Source organism: Mesorhizobium sp. M2A.F.Ca.ET.046.03.2.1, assembly GCF_003952425.1.
Lineage (GTDB): Bacteria > Pseudomonadota > Alphaproteobacteria > Rhizobiales > Rhizobiaceae > Mesorhizobium.
Map to the genome: position 1 here is coordinate 769,267 of NZ_CP034449.1, position 25,559 is coordinate 794,825.

The following is a 25,559-nucleotide window of genomic DNA, read 5'->3' on the forward strand; positions in this document are numbered from 1 at the left end:
CCTATATCAACGTCCGCGGCCGAAAAGCTGGGCGGCGGACAACAAGACGATCGATAGCACGATCAGGCAAGTCGAAATGGCGGCGATCGTCGGATCGATCTGGTCGCGCAGCGCATTGAACATGCGCCGCGTCAGCGTCGTGGTCTCGCCGCCCGAGATGAATAGCGACACCACCACCTCGTCGAAGGAGGTGATGAAGGCAAACAGCGCGCCCGAGACGATCGAGAATCTTATTTGCGGCATCGTCACCTGGAAGAAGGCGGAGAAGCGGCCGGCGCCGAGGCTGCGCGCCACCATCTCCTGGTTCATGTCGTAGGAGCGCAGCCCCGAAAGCACGGTCAGCACGACCAGCGGCAGCGCCTGCACCGTATGCGCGATGACGAGGCCGGTCAGCGTATTGTTGAGGCCGATGCGGGCATAGAGGAAGAACGTGCCGATGCCGATCAGGATGACCGGAATGATCAGCGATGCCGTGAGCAGCGCGTTGATCAAGCCGGTCATCCTGAGCGTGCGGGCGTTGATGGCGTAGGCCGCCGCGGTGCCGAGCAGCGTCGCGACGATCGCCGTCATCACCGCTACCTTGACCGATACGATGGTGGCGTCGCGCCATTCGAGGGAACCGAAATAGCTTTCGTACCAGCGCAGCGACCATTCCTGCGGCGGGAACTCCAAGAGCGAGGAGCCGGAGAAGGACATGATGACGATGATCACCGACGGGGCGATCAGGAACAGCATGACGAGGCCGCCGAGCGCGTAGAGCCAGAGGCGTTGCCGATGCGAGATCGGCAGGGCGTTTTCCATGCTCATCGCCTGCTCCAGACCCCGGTCGCGCGGGTGCCGAGCAGCCAGTGGAAAAGGCCGAGCAGCGCCAGCGTGACGGCGAGCAGCACGACGCCAAGTGCTGCGCCCGCGCCCCAGTTGGAATAGAGGCTGGTGGTCTGCTCCATGCGCATCGCCCACATGATCACCTTGCCGCCGCCCATCAGCGCCGGCGTGACGAAGAAGCCGAGGCAGAGCACGAAGACGATGACCAGGCCCGAAGCCAGGCCCGGCAGCGACAGCGGAAAGAAGATCTGCCGGAAGGTGGCGGCGGGGCTCGCGCCGAGATTCATGCCGGCGCGCAGGCAGTCGACGTCGATCGTCTTCATCGAGGCATAGAGCGGCAGCACCAGGAAGGGCAGCATGATGTGGGTCATGCCGATGATGACGCCGGCGAAATTGTTGGCGAGCGGCAGCGGCTGGGAGATGATTCCGAGATCGATCAGCCACGTGTTGACCAGTCCCTTGCGCTGCAGGATGACCAGCCAGGCATAGGTGCGCACCAGCACCGAGGTCCAGAACGGCAGGATGACGAAGATCAGGCAGATGGAGGCGGCGCGACGCGGCAGCTGCGAGAGCATGTAGGCCAAGGGATAGCCGAGCAGCACGCAGGCGCCGGTGACGGTGAAGGCCACCTTGAAGGTGGTGACGAAGGTCTTGATGTAGGATGCCTGCTCGAAGAAGCGCGCGTAATTGGCGGCGCTGAGCTGACCGCTCTCATCGAACAGCGAAAGCCAGAACAGCCAGCCGATCGGCACGATGATGACGGCGAAGACCAGGAAGAGCCCGGGCGACAGCAGCGCGAGCATGCCATGCGCTTCCCATCGCGCGTCGGCGTTGAGCGCATCGGCATTGAGCGCCCCATCGCGTCGGGAGGCATGACCGAGACTGGCGGATGCGAGGCTCATTGGTCGGCCACCAGCACGACGTCCTGGGCATCGATACCGAGCGTGATCGGCTCGCCCGGCGCCGGCAGTTTCGCCAGCACATCGGAGCGGCAATAGTCGCGCAGGGTCACCTGCCGGCCGTCCTTGAGCGTGGCGTAGCAGACGAAGCTGTCGCCCTGGTAGATGACGTCGCCGACGGTTGCTGGCAGCAGGTTGACGCCGGTCTCGCCGACGTCGGCAACCAGGCGCAGCTTTTCCGGCCGCACCACCATCAGATGCCGACCAGTGGACGGCGCCGCATCGTTCATCCGTAACTTCCTGTCCTCGTACCAGACGCTGCCATTTCGGCTCTCGACGGGAATGAAGCTGGACTCGCCGATGAAGCCGGCGACGAACTTCGTCCGCGGCCTGGCGTAGAGAACTTCCGGCTGGTCGATCTGTTCGATGCGCCCGGCATTCATGACGGCGATGCGGTCCGACATGGTGATCGCCTCGCGCTGGTCGTGCGTGACGTAGACCGTCGTCATGCCGAGCCTGCGATGCAGGTTGCGCAATTCGATCTGCATGTGCTCGCGCAGGCTCTTGTCGAGCGCCGACAGCGGCTCGTCCATCAAGACGATGCGCGGCTCGAAAACGATGGCGCGGGCCAAGGCCACGCGCTGGCGCTGGCCGCCGGAGAGCTGGTCGACACGGCGCTCGCCGAGGCCCTTCAGTTGCACCAGGTCCAGCGCCCTCTCGACGCGTTCAGCTGTTTCCGCGGCCGACACGCGGCGCTGCTTGAGTGGAAAGGCGATGTTGTGGAAGACGTTCATATGCGGGAACAGCGCATAGTTCTGGAACACCATGCCGATGTTGCGCTTGTGCGGCGGCATGGTGATGATCTCCTCGCCTCCGACCTTGATCGAGCCGGCATTGGCCCGCACGAAGCCGGCCAGGATCATCAGCAAGGTCGTCTTTCCCGAGCCGGACGGCCCGAGCAGCGTCAGGAATTCGCCCGCCGCGACATCGAGGCTGAGATCGCTGAGGATGGAGACCGCGCCGAAGCGCTTCTCAATCCCGCTTATGCCGATGGGCAGCGCGGACTGCGCGAGAGACAACAGCATCTCCTTCAACTCCGGATCATTTTTGCGAAACGATGCGGAGCGGCGCCGCAAGGACGCCACTCCGGTACGATCCTCATTGCTGGATCAGGTTGTTGAACTTCTCCGTCGCCTCGACGAGGGTGTCGCGCCAGAAGGCCGGGTCCTGCAGCACCTGCTTCTTGACGTTCTCGGGTGAGGAATTGATGTCCTTGATGCGCTCGGGCGGGATCTTGCCGGTCTCGAAAGCCTTCTCGTTGGCCGGGCCGTTGTCGACATAGAGCGGCAAGTTGGCCTGGAGATCGGGGCTGACGAACTTGGCCAGCGCCTTCATGGCGATGTCCTTGTTCTTCGAGCCCTTCGGGATGACCATGCAGTCGGCGGTCAGCACGCCCTGGTCGAAGGAGAAGCTGACCGGCGCACCGCTCTTCTTCAGTGTGCCGGCGCGGCCGTTCCAGATGCTGGCCATATCGACCTCGCCGTCCTTGACGAGCTGCATGGCCTGTGCGCCGGAGGTCCACCAGGCATCGATATGACCCTTGATCTTGTCGACGGATTGCAGCGCACCGTCGATGTCGACCGGGTAGACCTTGTCGATTGGAATGCCCTTGGCGAGAGCGGCGACGCTCAGCGTCTCCGTCGCCTGGCTGCCGGAGAGCGCGCGGCGGCCGGGGAATTTCTCGACGTTCCAGAAATCGGCCCAGGTCTTCGGGCCTTTGTCGCCGAAGACATCGGTCCGGTAGATCAGCACGACGGACGTGTAGGAGATGCCGACCCAGTCGTCATGCACGAGCTTGGGATTGATGCCGGTCTTGTCGATGACATTGTAGTCCAGTTTCTCGAACAGGCCTTCCTTGGAGCCGCGCGCGCATTCGTCGGCGCCAAGCTCGGTGATATCCCATTTGACGGCGTTGCCGGTGACCTGCAGGCGCACGTCGTCGAGGCCGTTGGTGGTGTCCTGCTTGATGGTGATGCCGAGTTCCTTGGCCGTCGGATCGAAGAAGGCCTTGGTTTGCGCTTCCTGATAGGTGCCGCCCCATGAGGCGACGGTGATGGTGTCGGCGGCCGACGCCGGAACGGCGGCCGATGCCAGCAGCCCGGCAATCGCCAGGCCGTGAATAAAAAGTCTCTTCGTCATTTTCGCTTCTCCAACCGGTGTTCCCGTTATCGTTGATTTGGTATGCTAATTTGTATACAATTTTGAGTGTAATTCGACGGAAGCCGATGTCAACATGGGCTTCAGGTTTTTGATGGTGGAGAAGCGGGACAGTTCGAAGCGGCCGCGCACGCGACAGGGTCTGTTCAAGCGGGCGCTAAAAGGCACTAGACTGCGATTCCATGACTGACCGTTGGAGGCGGGACGTTTGAGCAAGGAAAGAAAAAACACGCTGCGCGACTCGGTCTTCGAGAAGCTGAAGGCGTTGATCATCACCGGCCAGATCCCGCCGGGCGGCCGCGTGACGGAAAACGAGATCGCCGAGCGCCTCAAGGTCAGCCGCACGCCGGTGCGTGAAGCCTTCAACCGGCTGGAACGCGACGGGCTGGTGATCGGCCGGCCGCGCCAGGGCTATGTGGTGGCCGAATTCAACATCACCATGTTCCGCGAGGCCTTCGACATCCGCGAATTGCTTGATGGCCGCGCGACCGAGCTGGCCGCGGCCAATGCGAGCGCCGCCGACAAGGCGAAATTGCGCGAGATGCTCGCCGAATGCGAAAGGCTGGCGGCGATCCCGGATCGCAGCACGCGCGAAAAATTCGAGGAGCTCCAGGTCGGCATCGACCTGCACCGGGTGATCGCCGAAATCGGCGGAAACGAGATGCTCCATGGCATGCTCTGCGGCATCCTCGACAAGTGCCAGCAATATGTCTGGACCGAGCTTCTGTGGCTGGACGAATGGAAGCTTACCCGCGAGGAGCACGCTGGCATCGTCGACGCGATCTGCGCCGGCGATGTGGCTCTGGCCGGCGAGCGCGCCCGCGCGCATGTGCGCGGCTCACGCGAGAACATCCTGCGCCTGCTGCAGGCCAAGTCCGACTATCAGGGATTCTTCGCCAAGGCTTCTTGAGTCTTGAGCCCTGTCCGTCAGCTGGAAAGCATGGGGCAGTTGGCGCCGCGCCGCAGACTGACATGCGCCACGTCGCCGACGCTGAATTGAAAACCGTCGGCGCGCCGCGGCGCGTCGATGACTATCGCAGTCCCCTGCCCGAGCTCGGCATGCAGGCGCAGCGTGCGGCCGTGGAAGACGACACCGCTGACCCGCGCCGGCGCGGTGCCCTCGCCGGATTCGCTGGCGGCGAGAAGATCTTCCGGGCGCACGCCAATGGTGCGGGTGTCGCCGGCGGCCGGCGTCTCGCTGCTGTCTGAGGTCGCCTCCAGCGGCAGCTCGCCGGCGGCGAAGCGCAGGCGTTCGCCGTCTCGGCCGACGAAGAGCGACTGCAAGAGATTCATCGTGCCGATGAAGGAGGCGACGAAGCGCGTCGCGGGCCGGTCGTAGAGCGTTGCCGGCGCTGCGATCTGCTCGATGCGGCCCTTGTTCATGACGACGATGCGGTCGGAGATCGACAGCGCCTCGGTCTGGTCGTGGGTAACCATGACGAAGGTGGTGCCGAGCCGCGACTGCAGCCGTTTCAATTCGACCTGCATCTGCTCGCGCAGATGCGCGTCGAGCGCCGACAGCGGCTCGTCGAGAAGGAGCACGCGCGGCTCGCAGACAATGGCGCGAGCTAGCGCGACGCGCTGGCGCTGGCCGCCGGACAATTCGGAGACGCGGGCGCGCAGCTTGTCGGCGAGGCCAACCATGTCGAGCGCCTCGCGGATGCGTTTTGCCTGCTCGGTGCCGGACATTTTGCGCAGCGACAGTCCGAAGCCGACATTGGCCGCGACATCCATGTGCGGGAACAGCGCATAGTCCTGGAAGACGGTGTTCACCGGCCGGTCGAAGGGCCGCAAGCCCGTGATGTCGCGGCCTTCGAGCAGGACATTGCCGCTGGTTGGGCTTTCGAAGCCGGCAATGACGCGGAGGCTCGTCGTCTTGCCGCAGCCGGAGGGACCAAGCAGCGTCAGGAATTCGCCCGGAGCGATGTCGAGATCGACGCTATCAAGACCAACAATGCCGCCGGGGAAGACTTTCGAGACTTTCTGCAACCGAACGAGCGCATCAGGCGCCATCGCGCACCTCGGACGGTTTTGTCGTGTTGACCCACAGGATCTGGCATCGCTCCGCTCCCGGATTGCGGAAGGCGTGCAGCAGCGTGCTTTTGAAGGCAAAACTGTCGCCGGCCTTAAGCACATAGGTCGTTGCGTCGACCACCAGCTCGACCTCACCGGTCATGACGAAGCCGAATTCGTGGCCGGCATGGGCGTAGGCTTCCGCCGTGCCGCCGCCGGCCTCGACCGTGACCAGCATGCCGGTGAGCGTGGCGGCGGGCGGCGACAGCAGCGCCTTGGCGATGCCCTCGGACTTCACCGGGATCGCGCGACGCTTATCGGCGCGCACGCAGTAGAGGTCGTTGACCGCCTCATTGCCGTCGGTGATCAGCGCCGACGGCTCGATGTCGAGGGCGGCGGCCAGCGGCCAGATCACCTTGACGCGCAGCGAGGACATGCCGCGTTCGATCTGGCTCAGCGCGCCGATGGAGATGCCGGCTTTGGCGGCCAAGTCGGCCAGCGAGAGGTTGCGCTCCAGGCGCAATGCCCGCACCCGCCGGCCGACGCGGATGTCGGCATCGTCTTTCGGTTTTGTTGCCGCTTCGTCAAAAATGTCCATTCGTTCGTCCCTGTTGCAGTCAAGCAAGCCGGCTTCTGACCAATTCGGCTTCGTGACTAGGTTCTTATCTTGCCAGACGGTGGCGCCGCCCCTCATCGCCCTGCCGGGCACTTCTCCCCGTATAGAGACGGGGAGAAGAGGCTGACTGCGGCGCTGGCTCGTTTCCTGCAACGCCGGCGATTGGCGAAATCGCCGGCGACAGCGCCCCTCTCCCCGTCACTATACGGGGAGAGGATGCCGGCAGGCAGGTGAGGGGCAGCACCACCTTCGGCAATTGGCCCTCAACCCCCTGCCTTCACCTTCTCGAACATCTTGGCCATATCGTCATTCTGCTTCATCGGTCCGGTGAAGATCGTGCTCTTCAGCATCACGTCCGGGTCCGCCGGCAGCTGCAGCTTGTCGAGCTCGTCCTTCGACACGCCGGCGAAGGCAGTCGAGAGCGAGCTGCCATAGCCGTAGGACTGGATGAGGAACTTGCCCGAGTCGGCGTCGAGCCGGCTGTTTATGAAGTCATAGGCGAGATCGACGTTCTTGGCGTCCTTGAGCATGACGAAGCCGCAGGCCCAGGTCAGCATGCCTTCCTTCGGCTTCATGAACTCGACCGGCACGCCCTGCTTCTTCAGCGAGGTGGCCGACGCGTTCCAGGTCATCGCGGCGACCAGCTGGCCGCTCGCCAGCGCCTGCTCGACCGAGGTCATGTCGGTGGTGTAGCTGGAGAGCAGCGGCCGCTGCTCGCGCAGCTTTTCGGCGACCTTCTCCATCTGGTCCGGCGTCATGTCGAAGGGATTCACGCCGGCCAGAAGAGCGGCGACGATCGGCGTGTCATGGACCGCATCGATGGTCGCCATGCGGCCGGCATATTGCTTGTCCCACAAAAGGTTCCAGCTCGCCTCAGGGTTCTTCACCAGATCGGTGCGGTAGAGGATCGAGGTGTTGCCCCAGTCCCACGGCACCATCCACACCTTGCCGTCGCCGGCCTGCAGGTCGGGCAGGTTCTTGAACACCGGGAAGACCGAATCCCAGTTCTTGATGCGCTTGGTGTCGATCGGCTGCAGCAGGCCTTCCTTGTTCCAGCGCGCCACCTTGTCGTAGCAGGGATGCGCGATGTCGGGCCGGAAGCCGGCCTTGACCTTGGTGAAGGCGTCGTCGTCGTCGCCGAAGATCGTCGCCTCGACGCCGTCCGGATGCGCGGCGAGGAAGCTCTTGTTGAAGTCCGGCAGTTCGTAGCCCGACCAGGTGAAATATTGCAGCTTGTCGGCGGCAAAAGCGACCGTCGACGACAGCGCCATGGCCAGGGCCGCGAGACCCGCCAGGGCCCCGGTTGTCGATTTCAGGTGTACTGTCATTTTCGTTCTCCTCTTCTTTGTTGTGCTTCAGGCTGGATTGCGGCGCGCGGCGCCGAGGCCGCGATGGCGCAGGATTTCGGCGGTTCCGGCGATGATGAAGGACACGGTAAGGATCGCCGTTCCCAGCGCCATCACCGTCGGCAGCGAGCGCGGGAAACGCAGCTGGCTCCAGATGTAGAGCGGCAGCGTCGGCTCGGTGCCGGCGAGGAAGAAGACGACGATGAACTCGTCGAAGGAAATCAGGAAAGAAAGCATGAAGGCCGACAGCACGGCGGGCGCGCTCAGCGGCAGCATGACACGCCGGAACGTCGTCCAGTCGGAAGCGCCGAGATCGAGCGCGGCTTCGCGGATCGTCTTCGGGATGGCGGCGAAGCGGCTGCGCATCACCACCACCGTTGTCGGCAGCGCGACGAGGATGTGGCCCAGCACGATCGAGACGCGCGAGGGGCCGAGGCCGATGAGGTTGACCAGAATCAAGAGCGAAATGCCGACGATGACGCCAGGGATCAGGATTGGCAGCCGGGCGATGGCGCTGATCGTGGCGGCGAGTGGGGAGCGGCCGTAGAGGTCCATATAGGAGACGGTGATGCCGCAGAGCGTCGCCCCGCAGGCGGCGATGACGCCGATGACCAGGCTGTTGCCCAAGGCGCCGGACAGCGCCGGATTGCCGTAGAGCGTCTCATACCATTCAAGCGTGAAACCCTGCAGCGGAAACGCCGCCTGGATGGAGTTGTTGAAGGAAAACAGCGGGATCAAAAGCACGGGCAAATAGAGGAAGACGAGATAGCCGAGCACATAGAGGCCGAGCCAGCCGCCGCCTGCGTTGATGTCGGCCCGCCCGCTCATGTGCGGCTGCCGAACCTGCGGTCGGCGCCGCGCGCGACGAGCACCACGCACAGGATCACCAGCATGACGCAGACAGAGAGCGCGGCGCCGAACGGCCAGTCATTGGCCTTGCCGAACTGCGACTGGATCAGCGTGCCGATCATGGTGCTGGCTGGACCGCCGACCATGGCCGGCGTGACATAGTCGCCGACCGTCGGCACGAAGACGACGAGCGCGGCGGCCAGCACGCCCGGCATGGAATTGGGCAGCACGACGCGGCGGAAGCTGGTGAAGGGCCGCGCGCCGAGATCGGAGGCGGCTTCGAGCAGCGATTTCGGGATCGTGTCGAGCGCCACATAGATCGGCAGGATGGCGAAGGGGGCGTAGGCATGGGCGAGCGTGACCACCACCGCGGCCGGCGTGTTGAGGAAAGCCAGCGTCGGCTCCTTCCAGAGGCCGGTCTCGATGAAGGCGGAATTCAGCACGCCGTTATAGGCGAGCACGATCTTCCAGGCGAAGACGCGCAAGAGGTAGCTGGTCCAGAACGGCAGGGTGACGAGGAAAAGCAAAAGGTTGCGGCGGCGGCCGGCATGGAAGGCGAGGTAATAGGCGACCGGATAGGCGGTAACGACCGTCGCAAGCGTGACCAGGCCGGCAATGACCAGCGAGCGCAGCGTCACCGTCCAGTAGAGCGGATCGGTGGCGACGGTGAGGAAATTCTCCGCCGTTAGGCCGACCCCAAGCAGCGAGCCGTCATTGCCCCTGAAGGCGAGGAAGACCACAAGGCCGAGCGCAAAGAGGATCAGGAAGAATGTGACCAGCCCGCCCGGCAGCAGCATGGCGAAGCGGAAGACCGGCGAGATGCGGTTTTCCGGCAAGGGCCGTGCTGCAACGACGGTCGACGACATTGAACTGCCCATCGGAATTCTGAAATCGCCTAATGATTTTTCATATTCATGAAACTGTCAAGCTGAATCGCTTGTGCGCTGCACACGTTCGGCGTCAGCGCTCAAAGGCATCGAGCATGCGATACCAGGCAATTGCCGCGGCAACGCCGATCTGCCGAAAGGCGTGGAACGGGATCGGCCGGATCGGCGACAGCGGGAAGGGCAATTGCCTGGCATCGCCGCTGGCGAGGTAGTTCGCCATGCGCTTGCCGAGCGCGCTCATCAGGCCGACGCCCCTGCCCTGGCAGCCGACGACGGCAAGCAGGCCCTTTTCCGGTTCATGCAGATGCGGCAGGTGATCCGGCGTCAGCGCCACTCGGCCGAACCAGCGCTTCTCGATGGCGATGCCGGCAAGCGCCGGATAGAGGCGGGTGAGCGCGCGTTCGAGATGCGCCCAGTCCGCGGCGCTTGAGGGCCGCGCCATGCGGCCGCGGCCGCCCAGCACCATGCGGCCATCGGGACTCCGGCGGTAGTAGACCAGGATGCGACGGGAATCGGAAACGGCCTGCCCGCCAGGCAGGATGCCGGCGGCAAGCTCCGCCGGTAGCGGCGCGGTGGCGATCTGGAAGGAATGCAGCGGCACGATGGTCTGGGCAAGCCCGGGCAGCAGGCCATCCGTATAGGCATTGATGGCAAGTACGACCGATCTGCCCCGCAACTCGGCGCCGCCTTGCGTCGAGACCCGCCAGACGCCGGCCTCCTTGGCGAGCTTCACCACTCGCTGCTGCTCGGCGATGCCGGCGCCGGCGGCCGAAGCGACGCGGGCCAGTTCGAGCGTATAGGACAGCGGATCGATGATTCCAGCGCGGCGGTCGAGCCAGCCGCCGAGATAGCCCCTGGCGCCGGTCATCGCCGCGATCTCGGCCTGGTCGAGCAGCTTGACGTCGGCGCCGCGCGAGCGCCATTGGCGGTCGCGGTTGGCGGCGGCCTTCAGCGCTGTCTCGGTGTGCGCCGCCTGGATCCAGCCATTGCGCGTAAACGGCACTGCCAGCTTCTCGTCGCGGATCACGTCGAACACGGCATCGGCCGTCGAGGCGGCGAACGCGACCAGGGCTTCACCACGCTCCTTGCCGAAATGTTCAATCAGCCATTCCGGATCGTATTTGAGGCCGGGAATGACCTGGCCGCCATTGAGACCGGAAGCGCCCTGCCCGATCGCACCAGCATCCAGCACCTGAACGGAAAGGCCGGCCCGCGCCGCATGCAGCGCGGTCGACAGGCCCATGATGCCGCCGCCGACAATGATCGCGTCGAACGTGCCGCCGGATGACAGTTCGGACCGGAAGGCCGGCGCCGTTTGGGGTTTCCGCCAGACCGGATCGAAGAAGGCTGCGGGCAAAGATCACCTCGGCGCTGAAACTTCGTGAAAATCCTATTGTCAATTTCATGAATTTGAAAGAGCGCTCGATAGGCCAGACAAATCCTGGCTATGTGACAGCACAGCCATGGCCCATAAACCTTGGCATCGACGGGATAGACGTTTGCGCTAAATCCGGGGAAAGTGCCGCGCGACAATCGAGAGGAATGATGCCATGACCGATCCGACCCGCCTGCCTGCCGAAGGACTTTTCGTCGGCCGCGCCAGAACCAGCGCCGCTTCTCATCCGCTGGTGGTGACGGCACGGGACGGCGAAGTGATCGACATCACCTCGAGCGCGGCGCCGACGGTGCGCGATCTTTGCGAGTTGAAGGATCCCGCCGACTACCTGCGCTCAGCCAAGGGTAAGGCGATCGGCGTGCTCGCCGACATCGCGGCAAACAGCTTCGAGGCCAAGCGCGACGCCGCGAAGCCCATCCTGCTTTCGCCCGTCGATCTGCAGGCGATCAAAGCCTCCGGCGTCACCTTCGTGGTCAGCCTGCTCGAGCGCGTCATCGAGGAGCAGGCGCGCGGCTCGGCGGAAAAGGCCGACGCCATCCGCGCCGACATCGCCAGCCTGATTGGCCATGACTTGTCGAAGCTCAAGCCCGGTTCGCCGGAAGCGATGGAAATCAAGGCCAAGCTGATCTCGCGCGGGGCCTGGTCGCAATATCTGGAGGTGGGTATCGGCCCGGACGCCGAAATCTTCACCAAATGCCAGCCGATGGCGTCCGTCGGCTTCGGCGCCGATGTCGGCCTGCACCCCGTCTCCACCTGGAACAATCCCGAGCCGGAGATCGCCATGATAGCCGACAGCTCGGGTCGCATCGTCGGCGCCACGCTTGGCAACGACGTCAACCTGCGCGATGTCGAGGGGCGCTCGGCGCTGCTGCTCGGCAAGGCCAAGGACAACAATGCTTCCGCCTCGCTCGGACCGTTCATCCGGCTGTTCGACGAGACCTTCTCGATCGCCGACGTCAAGCGCGCCACGGTGCGACTCAGCGTCGAGGGCGAGGACGGCTTCTCGCTGGAAGGCGCCAGCTCGATGGCCGAAATCAGCCGTTCGCCGGAAGAACTGGTCAAGGCGGCGATGGGGCCGCATCACCAGTATCCGGACGGGCTGGCGCTTTATCTCGGCACCATGTTCGTGCCGTCGAAGGATCGCGGCGAGAAGGGCAAGGGCTTCACCCACAAGGTCGGCGATATCGTCACCATCTCGTCGGAAAAGCTCGGCGCTCTCACCAACCGCGTGCGCCTGTCGCCGGACTGTCCGCATTGGACTTATGGCGCCAGCCATCTGATGCGCGACCTGGCGAAGGCCAATCTTCTCTAGCGCCCAACCGAGGCGACGTTGTCCAACCCCGCCGCAGAGAGCGAGCGCTAACGGCAACGCCTGCCCGAGAAAATAGCGCCTGAACTGATGCAATCTGATGGGATTGCTGATGGCGCGCGAAGCTGTGCCAACATCCATTGGCGATGGAGGCTTGCCATCGTCTGAAAAAGGGAATGCTCTGGACGTTCCGGTCGGCGCTGGCAGGAGACGTGGACAAAGGCCGCGTCGCGCCGATCCAGGAGGAGAGTTTCAACATGGGAGGAAATCGAATGCTTTCGCGGCTAAGACTGCTCGTGCTTGGCTTGATCGCGCTCATCGCCATTCCGGCGATGGCTGAGGCCAAGACGTTCTACTGGATTTCACATGGCGGCCCGGCCGACCCGGTCTGGACCTATTTCCTGGCCGGCGCCAAGCAATGGGCAAGCGACACCGGCAATAAGGTCAACACGTCGTTCCACAATGGCGACGTTGCCTCGCAGCAGGAGGCGATCCGCGCCGCCATCTCGGCCAAGGCCGACGGCATCGTCACCACCAGCCCCGATCCGGGCAGCCTGATCGAGCTCGCCAAGGAAGCGCGCGCGGCCAACATCCCGATCATCAACTTCAACACACCCGACCCGAAAGCCAACTTCAACGCCTATGTCGGCGGCGACAACGTCACCTTCGGCAAGCACTGGGCGCAATACCTGGTCGACAAGGGCCTTGTGAAGAAAGGCGACTTCGTCTGGATGCCGGTCGAGGTTCCCGGCGCCACCTATGGCGTGCAGGAAGAGGAAGGCATCAAGAGCGTCTTCGAGCCGCTCGGCATCACCTATGAAATCACCGAGGCCACGCTCGACCAGGCCGAAGTGATCAGCCGCATGGCCGACTATCTCACCGCGCACAAGGGCAAGGTGAAGGCGATCATCGGCCTCGGCGACCTCGTCACCGGCTCGATCAAGCGGGTGTTCGACCAGGTCGGCGTCAAGGCGGGCGAGATCCCGGTCGTTGGCTGGGGCAATTCGCTCGACACCACGCAGGAAGTGCTGAACGGCTATGTCAACGCCGCGCAGTGGCAGGACCCGCAGGCGACCAGCTATGTGGCGCTGTCGCTCGCCAACATGGCCGCCAGCGGCATCCCCCCGGGCTTCAATGTCATCACCGGCGCGCTCTACGAGAAGGACACCGCCGGCGTCTACGACAAGATCCTGTCCGGCAAATAAGTTCCCGCGCGATTGACCAGCGCCGCGCTTTGCACCTGAAGCGCGGCGCTGGATGCTACCGCCGCCGGCGCCCGCCGCCATACCCGGCGCGAAATCCGGCCAGTTTCAATCATGTCACGGGTATCTCGTGGAAAATCATTCCTTCGTCCAGCGCCTGATCGGCAGGTCAGAATTCGGCCCCCTTGTCCTGCTCGTCGTCGAGTTGGTCGTGTTCTGGGCCATCAATCCGGACTTCCTCTCGCCGCAGAACATCTCCAACATCCTGGCCTTCACCGTCGAGCTCGGCCTGATCGCGCTGGCGATGACGCTGTTGATGACATCGGGTGAATTCGACCTTTCCGTCGGCTCGCTGTTCGGCTTCTCGCCAGTGCTGATGTGGACGCTGTTCAACAGCGGCGTCACCTCGCTGGAGGTGGGCCTGCTGATCGCGCTAATCGTTGCCGCGCTGATCGGGCTGGTCAATGGCTGGTTCGTCACCCAGCTCAAGATCCCGTCCTTCCTGGTCACGCTCGGAATGCTGCTGGTCGTGCGCGGCACGGCGCTCTTCGTCACCGACGGCTTCCCGCAGCGGACCTGGAGCGCCGAAGGCAGCTGGCTGGCCGATATCCTCGTCGGCGACTTCTATGTCGGGCCGTTCCGCATCTACGCCTCGCTTTTCTGGTTCATCGGCGCCGCGATCATCCTTGGCTATGTGCTGACGCAGAGCCGGACCGGCAACTGGATCCAGGCCGCCGGCGGCAATCCCAATGCGGCGCGCGCCCGCGGCGTCAACGTCAACCGCGTCAAGGTCGGTCTGTTCGTCCTGTCGGCGGTGATGGCTTCGCTGGCCGGCGTGATCTCGTCGCTGCGCACCTCCGCGGCCAACCCCAACAGCGGCACCGGCTATGAGCTCGAGGTTATCGCCATGGTGGTGATCGGCGGCACGGCGCTGACGGGGGGACGCGGCACCATCATCGGCACGGTGCTCGGCATCCTGATCCTGCGCGTCATGCGCAACGGCATCGTGCTGATCGGGGTGCCGGGGCTTGCCTACAACATCTTCATCGGCGCGATCATCCTCGGCATGATGGCGCTGCATTCGTGGCTCGAACGCCGGCACCAGGCAGGGACTTAAGACGATGGCCGAGCCTCTGATCCGCATGGCAAACATCCGCAAGTCCTACGGGCGCGTGCAGGCGCTGGTGGACGCCAATTTCCACGTCAACGAAAAGGAGATCGTCGGCCTGCTCGGCGACAACGGCGCCGGCAAGTCGACATTGATCAAGGTGCTGTCGGGCGCCGTGCCGCTGACCAGCGGCGACATCTTCGTCCGCGGCAAGAAGGTCAATTTCCGCAGCACCAGCGACGCAATCGCTGAGGGCATCGAGACGATCTACCAGGACTCGGCGCTGGTCACGCAGCTGTCGATCGCGCGCAACCTGTTCCTCGGCCGCGAGCCGATCAAGCCGCCGCGCTTCCTGAACCGCATGGACCAGGAGGCGATGAACGCGGTGGCGCGCGACCTTCTGCGGCAAGTCGGCATCACCAAGAACATCCCGCCGACGACGCCGATCGGCTCGCTGTCGGGCGGCGAGCGGCAGGCGGTCGCAATCGCGCGCGCCATGCATTTCGACAGTGATCTCATCATCCTCGACGAGCCGACCAACAATCTCGGCGTCGCCGAGACGCAAGGTGTCTTGAGCTTCGTGCGCAGCGCCCGCGACTCCGGTCATTCCTGCATCTTCATCGCGCATAACATCCACCACGTCTTCCAGGTGGTCGACCGCATCGTGGTGATGCGCCGGGGCAAGGTGGTGGCCGACGACATCGATCCGAAGAAGACGACGGTGGCCGAGGTCGAGCGCGTCATCACCGGCATGTCGGACAAGGAAATCCGGGATGCGATCACCGACGGCCGGGAATCGCATGGCTGATTTCGGCAGACTTTGACTTGGCGTGACAGGGGCTCGCATCCCATCCTATGACTGGACCCATGAAAGCCACCGTAGCCGACATCGCCAGGAGCTGCGGCCTGTCGACCGCGACCGTCGACAGGGTGCTGAACAACCGTCCGGGCGCAAGTGCCGCCAACCGGCAGCGCGTGATGGAAGCGGCCAAGCAGCTCGGCTATCTGCCGACACTCGACCAGGTCGTGCTGCCCTCGAAGCCGGCGCATCTCGAATTCTTCCTGCCGATCGGGTCCAACGCCTTCATGGCCGATCTTGCCCATCACATCGAGGACTATGCGGCGCGCCTGCCCCTGGTCGCGTCGTGCCGCATCCACAATCTTGCCGGCATTTCGCCCAGCGCGCTGCAGAGCGCTGTGGAGAATCTGTCGCTCAAGGCCAATGGCGTCGGCGTCATCGCCGTCGATCACCCGCGCACGCGCAACATCTTGCGCGAGCTGGTCGAGGCGGGAATCAGGCTGGTCACGCTGGTCTCAGACGTGCCAGCGGCGCCCCGCTCGGCCTATGTCGGCATCGACAACCGCGTGGCGGGCCGCACAGCGGCGCTGCTGATGGGGCGCTTCCTCGGCGGCCGCACCGGGCATCTGGCGATGATGGTCGGCTCGCGCTCCTATCGCGGCCATGAAGAGCGCGAGATGGGCTTCCGCTCGGTGCTGAGCGAGGAGTTCCCCAATCTCACCGTGTCCAGCGCCGTCGAGATCAACGACGAGCCAGACGCCAGCTACCGCGCCACCATCAAGGCGCTGCACGACGAACCGGATCTGCTCGGCATCTACTGCGTCGGCGGCGGACGCTCCGGCGTCGCCAGGGCGTTGCTGGAAGCCAAGCCGCGCAGGAAGCCGGTCTTCATCTGCCACGACCTGACCAAGGAGACACGGCGCTATCTCGTCGATGACCTCGCCGATGTCGTCATCGACCAGAATGCGCGGCTGATCGCCGAACAGTCGGTGATCCGCCTGCTCGGCTCGATCGCCTCCTCGGCGCCCTACCTGACCAAGAAATTCATCGAGCCGCGGCTGATCTTCAAGGAAAACGTGCCGGTGCAGTAGGCCGGCAATGGTGCCGGCGGGTGCCTATTCGGATTTGTCTGATAATTGATCCCGCAATTCTGCACAGCAGCTATGCACGTTTCGCAATTGCCGAATCGTTGGGCAACTCGTATTTATGAACCTGTCGGATGTCTTCCTCCTCCCAGACACCGGCGCTGAGTGCGGTACACCTCCTCCCGTGCCGTATTCGTAATCAAGCCCGCTGCCACCTCCTCCCGGCAGCGGGCTTTTTCTTTGTGCGCAATAAGGCGGCGCTCCAGCCCCCGGATTGCCATCCGAATTGCGAAGGGCAATTCGGGGCAATCCGACCTCTCCCCAAGGGAGAGGAGACGGTCGGCGCCGACCCCAATCTCTTCTCCCCTCGGAGGGCTTTGCACGGAACTGAGTTGGTGATTCCGTATGTCCGGCATGAAGGGGAGATGATTCGGATGGTCGATCGCGTGCTTGGACAACTGAGCCTTGCGGATGGGCTGGTGTGGTCGGATGTGACGGAGCTTGACCAGATCTCGCGAGTGATCGACTGGGTGCCGATCAAGGCGCTTCTTGGTCAGCGCAGCGGACCAGGACGGGGCAATATTAGCTATCCGGCCGAGGCCTTGCTGCGCTGTCTGCTGCTTGGCGTGTGGAACAATCTCAGCGATCCTTCGCTGGAGGCACAACTGCGCGACCGGCTGTCGTTCCGCCGCTTTGCCGGTTTCAGCCTGTCGGACCCCACGCCGGACCATTCGACGTTGTGGCGTTTCCGCGAGGAGCTGAAGTGCGATGGGCTGATCGACCGGGTGTTTTATGAGATCACGCGGCAGCTTGAGCAGAAGGGGCTGATCGTCAAGCGCGGCACGTTGATTGATGCCTCCTTCATGCAGGCCGCCGCGCGCCCGCCGGCGAAGCCGAAGAAGGGTGAGGAGGCGACGGCGCGGCCATCGGCTGATGGCGAGGCACGTTGGGGACGCAAGGGCAACAAGACCGTGTTCGGCTATAAGGTGCACAACGGCGTCGACGATGCTCATACGCTGATCCGGCGCATGGACTTCACGGATGTATCGGTCACCGATACCGAGCCGGCCGACGGCCTGATCATCGGGGACGAGAAGGCGGCCTATGGCGACCAAGCCTACTACACCCATGCCCGCCATGCCCGGCTGAAGCAGGCCGGCATCAAGGACCGGCTGATGCACAGAGCCAACAAGCACCATCCGCTGACGCCGCGTCAGAAGCAGCGCAACCGGCTGATCTCGAAGGTGCGGGCGGCAGTGGAGCGGCCGTTTGCAGTGTTCAAACAGCGCTACGGCATGCGGCGACTGCGCTTCTTCAACCTTGCCACCAACAGGACGCAGTGCATGCTTGCCGGCTGCGGCTACAATCTGCAGCGAGCGGCCGCAGTCCTTTTCCCGAAGAGGAAGCCGGCATGAGGCGCAGTCCGCCCAAAATCCACTGCCAAGGCGGCCTGAGGCCCCAAGAGCGAGGCAAAATAACCCGCCAAAGCGGCCAGAGCGCCTTTCAAAAAACGCCCATCCGCCTCGTGCGCTAAATATCGACTCCCATGCAAAACCCTCCTCGGGGAGAAGGTGGCCGCGAAGCGGCCGGATGAGGGGGAGTCCGTAAGCCCCGAGTCAGCGCGCCCGGAATGAAGCGATCAGGCTTTCGGCCATGCGCACGAATTGCGCGCTCGGGCCTTCGGCGCCGACGCTCTGCATCGAGACGCGGGCGCCTTCGAGCAGCAGCGACAGCGTGTCGGCAAGCAGTTCGGCCTGGCCGATGCCGGCATCGCGGCAAAGCGCTACCAGCTTCTCGCGCTGGGCTTCCTTCAGTTCCTTGATGACGCGCCTGGCCGGGTGGTCGGCCTCGGTGAGCTCGACGGCGGCATTGGCCATGTCGCAGCCGCGGCTGTCGGCGCTGAGCAGTTCCGAAGCCTTCTGGACCCAGGCATGCAACTGGGCGAGCTTGTCGCCGGGATGCTGGGCCTCGAACTCGTCCCAGATCCTTGAAGCCTTCGCCGCCGTGGCGCGCAGGCATTCAACGACCAGCTCGTCCTTGGACTCGAAATGGCGGTAAAGCGTCATCTTGTTGGTGCCGGCAGCCTCGGTGATGGCGTCGACGCCAACGCCCTTGATGCCGTGCTTGTGGAACATGTCCTGCGCCGTCTCCAGGATCCGATCCCGGGGACGGGAACGCTCCGCGACGCCGTCACTCATGATGATCTCCTTTCGTCGTTTCCAAAAAAACCGTCGCCACCTCTTGACTAGGGTGTTACCGGTCTGTAACTTTTAGATGTTACTTACTGGTAACACCTATATCACTCCCCGTCAAACGACAAGGCCCTCCGATAGCCTGCCAGAGTGAGATAGGACGAAAAAGCAGCCTGTCATGCGGCTTCGGCCGGTGAAAAAGAGAAAAGCGGTCCGTGATCAATCGATGCGGACCGAGCAAGGAGCCGCTCCTATGCAAAAGCGCAAAGACCTGACGATCGACGAAGCCGTCCGGGATCCGATGATCCGGCTGGTGATGAAGGCGGACGGAATCGACCCCAAAGCCTTCGAACGGATGCTGCGCCAGCGCGCGGCGAAACAGGCGCCGGATGATGAAATCCTGCCTTCCTTCCTGCAGGATTCCGGTTCCGGCCGGACCCGGCGCCTGCGTCATTTCGCAAAGCCCTTCGTCGAGGCATGCGCATCATGGTAAACTTCTTCGTCCACCGCCCGATCTTCGCGTCCGCGATCGCCATCATCATGGTGCTCGCCGGCGCGATCGCCTATTTCCTGCTGCCGGTCTCGCAGTTCCCCGACATCACGCCGCCGCAGGTCGTGGTCAGCGCCCACTATCCGGGCGCCAGCGCGCAGGTCGTGGCCGATACGGTCACCACGCCGCTCGAGCAGCAGATCAACGGCGTGCAGGGCATGACCTACATGTCGTCGACGAGCTCAAATGACGGCTCGTCCACCATCACCATCACCTTCGACGTCGGCTATCCGCTGAGCACGGCGGCCGTCGACGTGCAGAATCGCGTCAGCCAAGCGGCGTCCTCCCTGCCGGCAATCGTGAACCAGGGCGGCGTGACGATCAAGAAGCAGAACCCCAATTTCGTGCTGATCGTCGACCTCACCTCGCCGGACGGCTCGGTCGATCCCGTGGCGCTGAGCAACCTTGCCTATCTGCAGGTGGTCGATCCGCTGAAGCGCCTGCCGGGCGTCGGCGACGTGCAGATCTTCGGCGAGCGCCGCTATTCGATGCGCGTCTGGCTCGACCCAGACAAGCTCGCCAATCTCGGTATCACCGCCGTCGACGTCCAGAACGCCATCGCCGAGCAGAACGTGCAGGTCGCGGCCGGCAAGATCGGCCAGTCGCCGGCGCCGGCCGGCACCGCCTTCGAAATGCAGGTCAATGCCGTCGGCCGCCTGAGCGACCCGAAGGAATTCGGCGACATCGTCGTGCGCGCCAACTCCCAGAACGGCTCGCTTGTGCGGCTGCGGGACGTCGCCCGCATCGAGCTCGGCGCGCTGCAATATTCGTCATCCGCCTTCTTCGGCAAGGACCCGACGGTGGTTTTGGCCGTCTACCAGATGCCCGGCTCCAACGCGCTCGACCTGCAGCAGCGGGTCAAGGACAAGATGCAGGAGCTGTCGCAGCGCTTCCCGAAGGGCGTCCACTACGCCATGCATTACGACACGACGCGCTTCGTGTCGGCCTCGATGCATGACGTGCTGATCACGCTCGGCGAGGCGCTGGTGCTGGTCGTGGCGGTGGTGTTCATCTTCCTGCAGAGCTGGCGCACCACCATCATCCCGACCATCGCCATCCCCGTATCGCTGATCGCGACGCTGGCGATCATGTATATGCTGGGCTTCTCGCTCAACATGCTCTCGCTGCTCGGCATGGTGCTGGCGATCGGCCTTGTCGTCGACGACGCAATCGTGGTGGTGGAGAATGTCGAGCGACAATTGGAAGCGGGCTTGAAGCCGCTTGCCGCGACGCGCGCGGCGATGGCCGAAGTGACCGGACCGATCATCGCCACTACGGCGGTGCTGATGGCGGTGTTCATTCCCGTCGCCTTCATCCCGGGCGTCTCCGGCCGGCTCTACAACCAGTTCGCGCTCACCGTCGCGATCTCGGTCGGCATCTCAGCCTTCAACTCGCTGACGCTGTCCCCTGCCCTGAGCGCCGCCTTCCTGCGCCATCGCGGCGAAACCCAGTTCGTGCTGTTCCGCTGGTTCAACGCCGGCTTCGACTGGCTGTCCCATGCCTATGCCCACGGCGTGCGCATCCTGATCAAGCTGCGCTGGGCGATGCTCGGCCTGTTCGCGGCCGGCCTCGTCGCCACCTATTTCGTCTGGCAGAAATTGCCCTCGACCTTCCTCCCAGTGGAGGACCAGGGCTATTTCTTCGTCGTCATCCAGCTGCCGGACGGCGCTTCGCTCGAACGCACCGACGCGGTGGCGCAGAAGGCGCGCGACATCCTGCAGAACACGCCCGGCGTCGACATCGTCGGCTCGATCAGCGGTCTGAACTTCCTCACCAGCGCCGCGCAGTCGAACTCGGCGGTGGAGTTCGCCATCCTGAAGCCCTGGGATGAGCGCGGGCCTGACCAGAGCGCCTCGAAACTGGTCGAACAGGTGCGCGGCAAGCTCTTGCAGATGCCGGATGCGTTCGCGCTGTCCTTCGATCCACCGTCGATCCCGGGCCTCGGCACCACCGGCGGCTTCGAGTTCCAGGTGGAGGATCTGTCGGGACGCGGCAGCGCTGCGCTGAACGATGTGACGCAGGCGCTGATCGCGGAGGCGCGCAAGCAGCCCGAGCTCAATCCGCAGCAGCTGTTCTCGTCCTTCTCGACCTCGACGCCGCAGTTCAACTACGACCTTGACCGCAGCAAGGCGAAGCTTCTCGGCCTCAACCTGCCCGATGTGTTCAACACGCTGCAGATCTATCTCGGCTCGCTCTACGTCAACGACTTCAACCTGTTTGGCCGCACCTTCCGCGTGACCATCCAGGCCGACAAGGACGCGCGCGCCGACGCCACCGACATCTCCAGGCTCTATGTGCGCAACGCGTCGGGCGGCATGGTGCCGCTGAGCACGCTGGGCAAGCTGGTGCCGATCGTCGGACCCGAGACCGTGCCGCATTACAACAACAATGCCTCGGCCCTGATCAATGGCGGTGCTGCCCCCGGCTTCTCGTCCGGTCAGGCGGTGGCGGCCATGGAGCGGGCGGCAGCGAACGTGCTGCCGCGCGACTTCGGCTACGAATGGACCGGCATCACCTTCCAGGAGCTCAAGGCCGGATCGATCGCCTCGGTCGTGTTCGGGCTGGCGATCGTCTTCGTCTTCCTGATCCTGGCGGCGCAGTATGAAAGCTGGGCGATGCCCTTCATGGTGCTGCTCGCCGTGCCGCTCGCTCTGTTCGGCGCCTTCGTGGTGCTTTTGCTGCGCGGCATGCAGATCGACGTCTACTCGCAGATCGGCTTCGTCATGCTGATCGGCCTCGCGGCCAAGAACGCGATCCTGATCGTCGAGTTCGCCAGACGCCGGCGCGAGGAAGGCCTCACTATCGTCGAGGCCTCGATGGAGGCTGCGCGGCTGAGGCTGCGGCCGATCCTGATGACCGCCTTCGCCTTCATCCTCGGCGTGCTGCCGCTGATGTTCGCGACGGGCGCGGGCGCGGCCAGCAGGCAGTCGATCGGCACCACCGTCTTCGGCGGCATGGTGGCGGCGACCATCCTGTCGCTGGTCTTCGTGCCTGTCTTCTACGCGGTGATCGAACAGCTGCGCGAGCGCGGCGAAAAGGAACCAGCCGAGGGACACCACGACGCCCCTGAGCCAAAGGAAATTGAACCGACCGCCGAGCCGGCGCTTCAGCCGCTCGCCCAGGCGGCCGAATAGGATTGGAGAGCAAAATGCGTAGATGGAAAATCGCTTTAGGCGCCGCCGTCGCGGTGGGCGCAGTGTCGGTTGCAAGCGTCCACCTGCTGAATCCGGGCTATCTCGGCGGCGGCACGGCGGGCGCGGCGCCCGCCCCGGCGGCCTTCGTCATGCCGGTGCCGGTGGTGAATGTCGTGAAGAAGACGCTGCCGATCTATCTCGACTACGCCGCGCGGGTGGAGTCGATCCGCAGCATCACGCTGCAGGCGCGTGTGCCGGGCTATCTGCAGGAGCAGACCGCGGCCGACGGCAGCGACGTCAAGCAGGGCGACCTGCTCTACCGGATCGCGCCGGAGGATTATCAGGCCGCGCTCGACCAGGCGAAGGCGCAAGTGCAGCGCGATACCGCGACGCTGGAATATGCAAAGTCCAATCTCGGCCGCGGCACCGACCTCGCCAAGGCCGGCTATCTCGACAAGGACAGCTTCGACCAGCGCACCAGCAATCTGCGCACGGCCCAGGCCGCCCTTGCCGTCGACCAGGCGGCGGTGCGGACAGCCGAGCTCAACCTTGGCTATGCCGAGATCAAGGCGCCATTCTCGGGCCGGATCGGCCGCAACCAGGCTTCGGTCGGCACGCTGGTCAGCGTCGCCGGCACGGTGCTCAACACGCTGGTGCAGCTCGACCCGATCTATGTGACCTTCAACCCGAGCGAGACCGATCTCGTGCAGATCGAGCAGGCGAGGGCCAACGGTCCGATCGCCGTCGACGTGCTGTTGCCCGGCGAGACCAAGCCCAGCCAGAAGGGTGAGCTGACCTTCATCGACAACACGATCGACCATTCGACCGGCACGATCACGGCGCGCGCCACGATCGGCAATGCCAAGTTCACGCTGCTGCCCGGGCAATATGTGCGGGTGCGGCTGCATGTGAAGGAGCAGCCCAACACGCTGATGGTGCCGCAGGTGGCGCTGGGTTCCAGCCAGCTCGGCAAGTACCTTTATGTCATCGGCAAGGGCAACACCGTCGATCAGAAGCTGGTGTCGCTTGGGCCGACCGACGGCGACCTGATTTCCGTGACCTCCGGCATCTCCGAGACCGACCAGGTGATCACGGGCAATCTGCAGAAGATCGGACCCGGAATGCCGGTTTCTCCCTTGCCGCAACCGAAACCGGCCAGCTGATAACCCCCATCAGTTTCCGGTCCGACGGTGCCCTCGACTCCCACGTCGAGGGCGCCGTTTTGTTATGAGGGTTCAGTCGGTTCCCGATGCCGGTTCCGTACGGGGCCTGCCGGGACTGCTCGCCAGCAATTCGACCAGGCCGGCAATGTCGGCGCGTTCCGCCTTCGCCGGCAGCATGAAGGCGCAATAGGGCTGGCCGAGGCGGACGGAGACGGCAGACAGCGCGATCAACCGACCTGCTTCGAGATCGGCGCTCGCCATGATCCGTTGGCCGAGCGCTATCCCCAGCCCCAGCCGCGCGGCGCCGATCGCCAGGCTGGACAGGCCGACGCGGCGGCCATGCGACGGGTCGGGCGCGCGGTTGCCGCCCGCGGCGGCGAACCAATCCGCCCAGCTCGGATGCGAGGCGTAGTTCGGCCCCCAGTTGGTGTGGATGAAATGGCTCTCATGCACATCGGCGAGGGTGGGCGACCCGTTCCCGTAGCGCTGCCAGAAGTCGGGGGCTGCGACCGGCAGCACCTCGTCATGGACGAGCCTGACCATTTTCAGCGCCGGATAGTGGTAATCGCCATATGAGATACGCAGGTCGATGTTCTGGCGCACCACATCGACGGGATCGTCCTCGACGCGGACATCGATAGCCATTTGCGGAAAGCCGTCGAGCAGCACCGCCAGTCGCGGCGCCAGCCAAAGCTCGGCAAGCGAGAAGGGCACGCTCACCACGAGACGCGTGCGCAAGCCGCCTTCCAGCATGCGCCGGCCGACCGCCGCGATCTCGCCCAGCGCATGCGCCGTCTGCGGATAGATGGCGTGGCCGGCATCGGTCAGCGCGATGCGGTTGCCGTTGCGCACGAAGAGCTGCTTGCCGAACCAGTCTTCCAGGTTGCGGATCTGCTGGCTGACTGCGGCCGAGGAGACGCCAAGCTCGCCGGCGGCAAGCGTGAAGGAGCCGGCGCGGGCCGCGACCTCGAAGGCCCGCATTGCATTCAAAGGCGGAAGCTTTTCCACGCACCATCCTCGAAAGATTTTCTTGGGAGAGCCTAACAATTTTCCCCGTTGCCGCAAAGATTTCCTTGCGGTGTAGTGACCTCAGATTTTGGAGGACGCTATGATCGAAACCATTCTCGACCTGGACCGCTATCCGCTGCACCGCGAGGGCAGCCCTGAATGGCAACGGCTGGTCGACGAGTCCAAGGCCGCGCTTGCGGCCAACGGCATGTTCAACCTGGAAGGGCTCCTGCGCCCCGGCATCGCCGAGAAGGCCGTCGCCGAGATCCGGCCGGTGATGGACACGCGCTCGCATGTCCACAGGCGCATGCACAACATCTATTTCAAGCCGTCGATCCCGGAATTGGCGCCCGACCATCCGGCGCTGCGCAAGGTCGAGACGATCAGCCATACGGTCTGCGCCGACCAGATCGCCAGCAGCACTGTGCTTTCGATCTATGAATACGAGCCGCTGGTGCGGTTCCTGGCGGCGACGATGGACAAGCCGAAACTGCATGTCATGCAGGATCCGCTGGCCCGGGCCAACGTCATGGGCTACCGGGCGGGCGAAGCGCTCAACTGGCATTTCGACCGCTCGGAATTCACCACGACGCTGTTGCTGCAGGCGCCCGAGCGCGGCGGCGACTTCGAGTACCGCACCGACCTGCGCTCGGACTGCGACCCGAATTATGACGGGGTCGCCAAGCTGCTCGAGGGGCGCGACCCTGAAGCAAAAATCCTGCGCATCAAGGCCGGCACGCTCAACGTCTTCCGCGGCAAGAACACCGCGCATCGCGTCACCACGGTCGAGGGCAATCGCGAGCGAATGATCGCGGTGTTCTCCTACTACGAACGTCCCGGCGTGATGTTCACCGATGAGGAGCGGATCGGCTTCTACGGCCGTGCCGCTTGAGACTCGCCAGAGCGATTTTGAAACAGTTTCCACAACTCGCCGATCTCGGTCAAAAAGCTCTTGTTAGAT

At 64.2% G+C, this 25,559-nt stretch carries 23 protein-coding genes; 11 read left to right on the plus strand and 12 right to left on the minus strand.

All coding sequences use genetic code 11. From position 1 onward, the window contains the following. Positions 1-6: 6 nt before the first annotated feature. The 4 genes from EJ072_RS03825 to EJ072_RS03840 form a co-directional block, all read right to left on the minus strand. Positions 7-807 (minus strand): ABC transporter permease, encoded by an 801-nt coding sequence (locus EJ072_RS03825; RefSeq protein WP_126078630.1) that lies wholly within the window; start codon positions 805-807, stop codon positions 7-9. Beyond that, on the minus strand, positions 804-1,727 hold the full coding sequence (locus EJ072_RS03830; RefSeq protein WP_126078631.1) for an ABC transporter permease: 924 nt from the start codon (positions 1,725-1,727) through the stop codon (positions 804-806). Before EJ072_RS03830 ends, EJ072_RS03825 begins: the two co-directional genes overlap by 4 nt. Further along, positions 1,724-2,803 (minus strand): ABC transporter ATP-binding protein, encoded by a 1,080-nt coding sequence (locus tag EJ072_RS03835; RefSeq protein ID WP_126078632.1) that lies wholly within the window; start codon positions 2,801-2,803, stop codon positions 1,724-1,726. Before EJ072_RS03835 ends, EJ072_RS03830 begins: the two co-directional genes overlap by 4 nt. A 79-nt stretch (positions 2,804-2,882) precedes the next feature. Beyond that, positions 2,883-3,923: an ABC transporter substrate-binding protein gene (locus tag EJ072_RS03840; RefSeq protein ID WP_126078633.1), complete on the minus strand. Its 1,041-nt coding sequence runs from the start codon at positions 3,921-3,923 to the stop codon at positions 2,883-2,885. A gap of 226 nt (positions 3,924-4,149) precedes the next feature. Between EJ072_RS03840 and EJ072_RS03845 the strand changes: the two genes are divergently transcribed. Beyond that, the gene (locus tag EJ072_RS03845; protein WP_189343208.1) at positions 4,150-4,851 is read left to right on the plus strand and encodes a GntR family transcriptional regulator; all 702 of its coding nucleotides are present in this window, start codon (positions 4,150-4,152) and stop codon (positions 4,849-4,851) included. A 17-nt stretch (positions 4,852-4,868) separates the two neighbouring features. Here EJ072_RS03845 and EJ072_RS03850 read toward each other — a convergent pair whose 3' ends face one another. The 6 genes from EJ072_RS03850 to EJ072_RS03880 form a co-directional block, all read right to left on the minus strand. Next, on the minus strand, positions 4,869-5,954 hold the full coding sequence (locus EJ072_RS03850; protein WP_126078635.1) for an ABC transporter ATP-binding protein: 1,086 nt from the start codon (positions 5,952-5,954) through the stop codon (positions 4,869-4,871). Further along, positions 5,944-6,552, minus strand: a complete 609-nt coding sequence (locus EJ072_RS03855; RefSeq protein ID WP_126078636.1) for a cupin domain-containing protein — start codon at positions 6,550-6,552, stop codon at positions 5,944-5,946. The genes EJ072_RS03850 and EJ072_RS03855 overlap by 11 nt, the downstream gene beginning before the upstream one ends. A 281-nt stretch (positions 6,553-6,833) precedes the next feature. Continuing rightward, the gene (locus EJ072_RS03865; protein WP_126078637.1) at positions 6,834-7,898 is read right to left on the minus strand and encodes an ABC transporter substrate-binding protein; all 1,065 of its coding nucleotides are present in this window, start codon (positions 7,896-7,898) and stop codon (positions 6,834-6,836) included. A 27-nt stretch (positions 7,899-7,925) separates the two neighbouring features. Beyond that, complete coding sequence (locus EJ072_RS03870) at positions 7,926-8,744, minus strand: ABC transporter permease (RefSeq protein WP_126078638.1); 819 nt, start codon at positions 8,742-8,744, stop codon at positions 7,926-7,928. Then, on the minus strand, positions 8,741-9,631 hold the full coding sequence (locus EJ072_RS03875) for an ABC transporter permease (protein ID WP_126078639.1): 891 nt from the start codon (positions 9,629-9,631) through the stop codon (positions 8,741-8,743). The genes EJ072_RS03870 and EJ072_RS03875 overlap by 4 nt, the downstream gene beginning before the upstream one ends. 94 nt (positions 9,632-9,725) lie before the next feature. Then, a complete protein-coding gene (locus EJ072_RS03880; RefSeq protein ID WP_126078640.1) occupies positions 9,726-11,009 on the minus strand; it encodes an FAD-dependent oxidoreductase in 1,284 nt (427 codons plus the stop codon). Between the two features lie 193 nt (positions 11,010-11,202). On the opposite strand from EJ072_RS03880, the gene EJ072_RS03885 reads away from it, so the two are divergent. The 6 genes from EJ072_RS03885 (at position 11,203) to EJ072_RS03910 (ending at position 17,966) form a co-directional block, all read left to right on the plus strand. Next, complete coding sequence (locus EJ072_RS03885) at positions 11,203-12,360, plus strand: fumarylacetoacetate hydrolase family protein (RefSeq protein WP_126078641.1); 1,158 nt, start codon at positions 11,203-11,205, stop codon at positions 12,358-12,360. A gap of 269 nt (positions 12,361-12,629) precedes the next feature. Further along, a complete protein-coding gene (locus EJ072_RS03890; protein ID WP_095818957.1) occupies positions 12,630-13,562 on the plus strand; it encodes a substrate-binding domain-containing protein in 933 nt (310 codons plus the stop codon). Between the two features lie 127 nt (positions 13,563-13,689). Further along, a complete protein-coding gene (locus tag EJ072_RS03895) occupies positions 13,690-14,676 on the plus strand; it encodes an ABC transporter permease (protein WP_126078642.1) in 987 nt (328 codons plus the stop codon). A gap of 4 nt (positions 14,677-14,680) precedes the next feature. Continuing rightward, positions 14,681-15,475, plus strand: coding sequence for an ATP-binding cassette domain-containing protein (locus tag EJ072_RS03900; protein WP_126078643.1), 795 nt, complete (start codon positions 14,681-14,683; stop codon positions 15,473-15,475). Between the two features lie 59 nt (positions 15,476-15,534). After that, the gene (locus tag EJ072_RS03905; RefSeq protein ID WP_126078644.1) at positions 15,535-16,557 is read left to right on the plus strand and encodes a LacI family DNA-binding transcriptional regulator; all 1,023 of its coding nucleotides are present in this window, start codon (positions 15,535-15,537) and stop codon (positions 16,555-16,557) included. 428 nt (positions 16,558-16,985) lie between these two features. Then, a complete protein-coding gene (locus tag EJ072_RS03910) occupies positions 16,986-17,966 on the plus strand; it encodes an IS5 family transposase (RefSeq protein WP_189343210.1) in 981 nt (326 codons plus the stop codon). A 201-nt stretch (positions 17,967-18,167) separates the two neighbouring features. On the opposite strand, the gene EJ072_RS03915 is transcribed toward EJ072_RS03910, so the two are convergent. Beyond that, a complete protein-coding gene (locus EJ072_RS03915; RefSeq protein WP_126078646.1) occupies positions 18,168-18,749 on the minus strand; it encodes a TetR/AcrR family transcriptional regulator in 582 nt (193 codons plus the stop codon). Positions 18,750-18,921: 172 nt separating this feature from the next. On the opposite strand from EJ072_RS03915, the gene EJ072_RS03920 reads away from it, so the two are divergent. Genes EJ072_RS03920 through EJ072_RS03930 form a run of 3 tightly spaced genes read left to right on the plus strand, consistent with a single transcriptional unit; the run spans position 18,922 to position 23,590 of the window. Next, positions 18,922-19,236, plus strand: a complete 315-nt coding sequence (locus EJ072_RS03920) for a hypothetical protein (RefSeq protein WP_245467175.1) — start codon at positions 18,922-18,924, stop codon at positions 19,234-19,236. Further along, positions 19,230-22,427: a multidrug efflux RND transporter permease subunit gene (locus EJ072_RS03925; protein ID WP_126078647.1), complete on the plus strand. Its 3,198-nt coding sequence runs from the start codon at positions 19,230-19,232 to the stop codon at positions 22,425-22,427. Before EJ072_RS03920 ends, EJ072_RS03925 begins: the two co-directional genes overlap by 7 nt. Before the next feature lie 14 nt (positions 22,428-22,441). After that, positions 22,442-23,590 (plus strand): efflux RND transporter periplasmic adaptor subunit, encoded by a 1,149-nt coding sequence (locus EJ072_RS03930; RefSeq protein WP_126078648.1) that lies wholly within the window; start codon positions 22,442-22,444, stop codon positions 23,588-23,590. Between the two features lie 72 nt (positions 23,591-23,662). On the opposite strand, the gene EJ072_RS03935 is transcribed toward EJ072_RS03930, so the two are convergent. Then, complete coding sequence (locus EJ072_RS03935; protein WP_126078649.1) at positions 23,663-24,598, minus strand: LysR substrate-binding domain-containing protein; 936 nt, start codon at positions 24,596-24,598, stop codon at positions 23,663-23,665. A 100-nt stretch (positions 24,599-24,698) separates the two neighbouring features. Here EJ072_RS03935 and EJ072_RS03940 point away from each other — a divergent pair, with 100 nt between their 5' ends. Then, entirely contained in the window at positions 24,699-25,490 is a 792-nt protein-coding gene (locus EJ072_RS03940) for a 2OG-Fe(II) oxygenase (protein WP_245467176.1), read from the plus strand. The last annotated feature ends 69 nt before the right edge of the window (positions 25,491-25,559 follow it).

What these genes read in the sequence shown, in the direction of transcription:
- EJ072_RS03900 (WP_126078643.1), top strand. Translation starts at nt 14,681, where the DNA reads ATGGCCGAGCCTCTGATCCGCATGGCAAACATCCGCAAGTCCTACGGG.
- EJ072_RS03865 (WP_126078637.1), bottom strand. Translation starts at nt 7,898, where the DNA reads ATGACAGTACACCTGAAATCGACAACCGGGGCCCTGGCGGGTCTCGCG.
- EJ072_RS03940 (WP_245467176.1), top strand. Translation starts at nt 24,699, where the DNA reads ATGATCGAAACCATTCTCGACCTGGACCGCTATCCGCTGCACCGCGAG.
- EJ072_RS03890 (WP_095818957.1), top strand. Translation starts at nt 12,630, where the DNA reads ATGCTTTCGCGGCTAAGACTGCTCGTGCTTGGCTTGATCGCGCTCATC.
- EJ072_RS03825 (WP_126078630.1), bottom strand. Translation starts at nt 807, where the DNA reads ATGAGCATGGAAAACGCCCTGCCGATCTCGCATCGGCAACGCCTCTGG.
- EJ072_RS03830 (WP_126078631.1), bottom strand. Translation starts at nt 1,727, where the DNA reads ATGAGCCTCGCATCCGCCAGTCTCGGTCATGCCTCCCGACGCGATGGG.
- EJ072_RS03905 (WP_126078644.1), top strand. Translation starts at nt 15,535, where the DNA reads ATGAAAGCCACCGTAGCCGACATCGCCAGGAGCTGCGGCCTGTCGACC.
- EJ072_RS03925 (WP_126078647.1), top strand. Translation starts at nt 19,230, where the DNA reads ATGGTAAACTTCTTCGTCCACCGCCCGATCTTCGCGTCCGCGATCGCC.
- EJ072_RS03855 (WP_126078636.1), bottom strand. Translation starts at nt 6,552, where the DNA reads ATGGACATTTTTGACGAAGCGGCAACAAAACCGAAAGACGATGCCGAC.
- EJ072_RS03915 (WP_126078646.1), bottom strand. Translation starts at nt 18,749, where the DNA reads ATGAGTGACGGCGTCGCGGAGCGTTCCCGTCCCCGGGATCGGATCCTG.
- EJ072_RS03840 (WP_126078633.1), bottom strand. Translation starts at nt 3,923, where the DNA reads ATGACGAAGAGACTTTTTATTCACGGCCTGGCGATTGCCGGGCTGCTG.
- EJ072_RS03930 (WP_126078648.1), top strand. Translation starts at nt 22,442, where the DNA reads ATGCGTAGATGGAAAATCGCTTTAGGCGCCGCCGTCGCGGTGGGCGCA.
- EJ072_RS03870 (WP_126078638.1), bottom strand. Translation starts at nt 8,744, where the DNA reads ATGAGCGGGCGGGCCGACATCAACGCAGGCGGCGGCTGGCTCGGCCTC.
- EJ072_RS03910 (WP_189343210.1), top strand. Translation starts at nt 16,986, where the DNA reads ATGGTCGATCGCGTGCTTGGACAACTGAGCCTTGCGGATGGGCTGGTG.
- EJ072_RS03920 (WP_245467175.1), top strand. Translation starts at nt 18,922, where the DNA reads ATGCGGCTTCGGCCGGTGAAAAAGAGAAAAGCGGTCCGTGATCAATCG.
- EJ072_RS03850 (WP_126078635.1), bottom strand. Translation starts at nt 5,954, where the DNA reads ATGGCGCCTGATGCGCTCGTTCGGTTGCAGAAAGTCTCGAAAGTCTTC.
- EJ072_RS03885 (WP_126078641.1), top strand. Translation starts at nt 11,203, where the DNA reads ATGACCGATCCGACCCGCCTGCCTGCCGAAGGACTTTTCGTCGGCCGC.
- EJ072_RS03875 (WP_126078639.1), bottom strand. Translation starts at nt 9,631, where the DNA reads ATGTCGTCGACCGTCGTTGCAGCACGGCCCTTGCCGGAAAACCGCATC.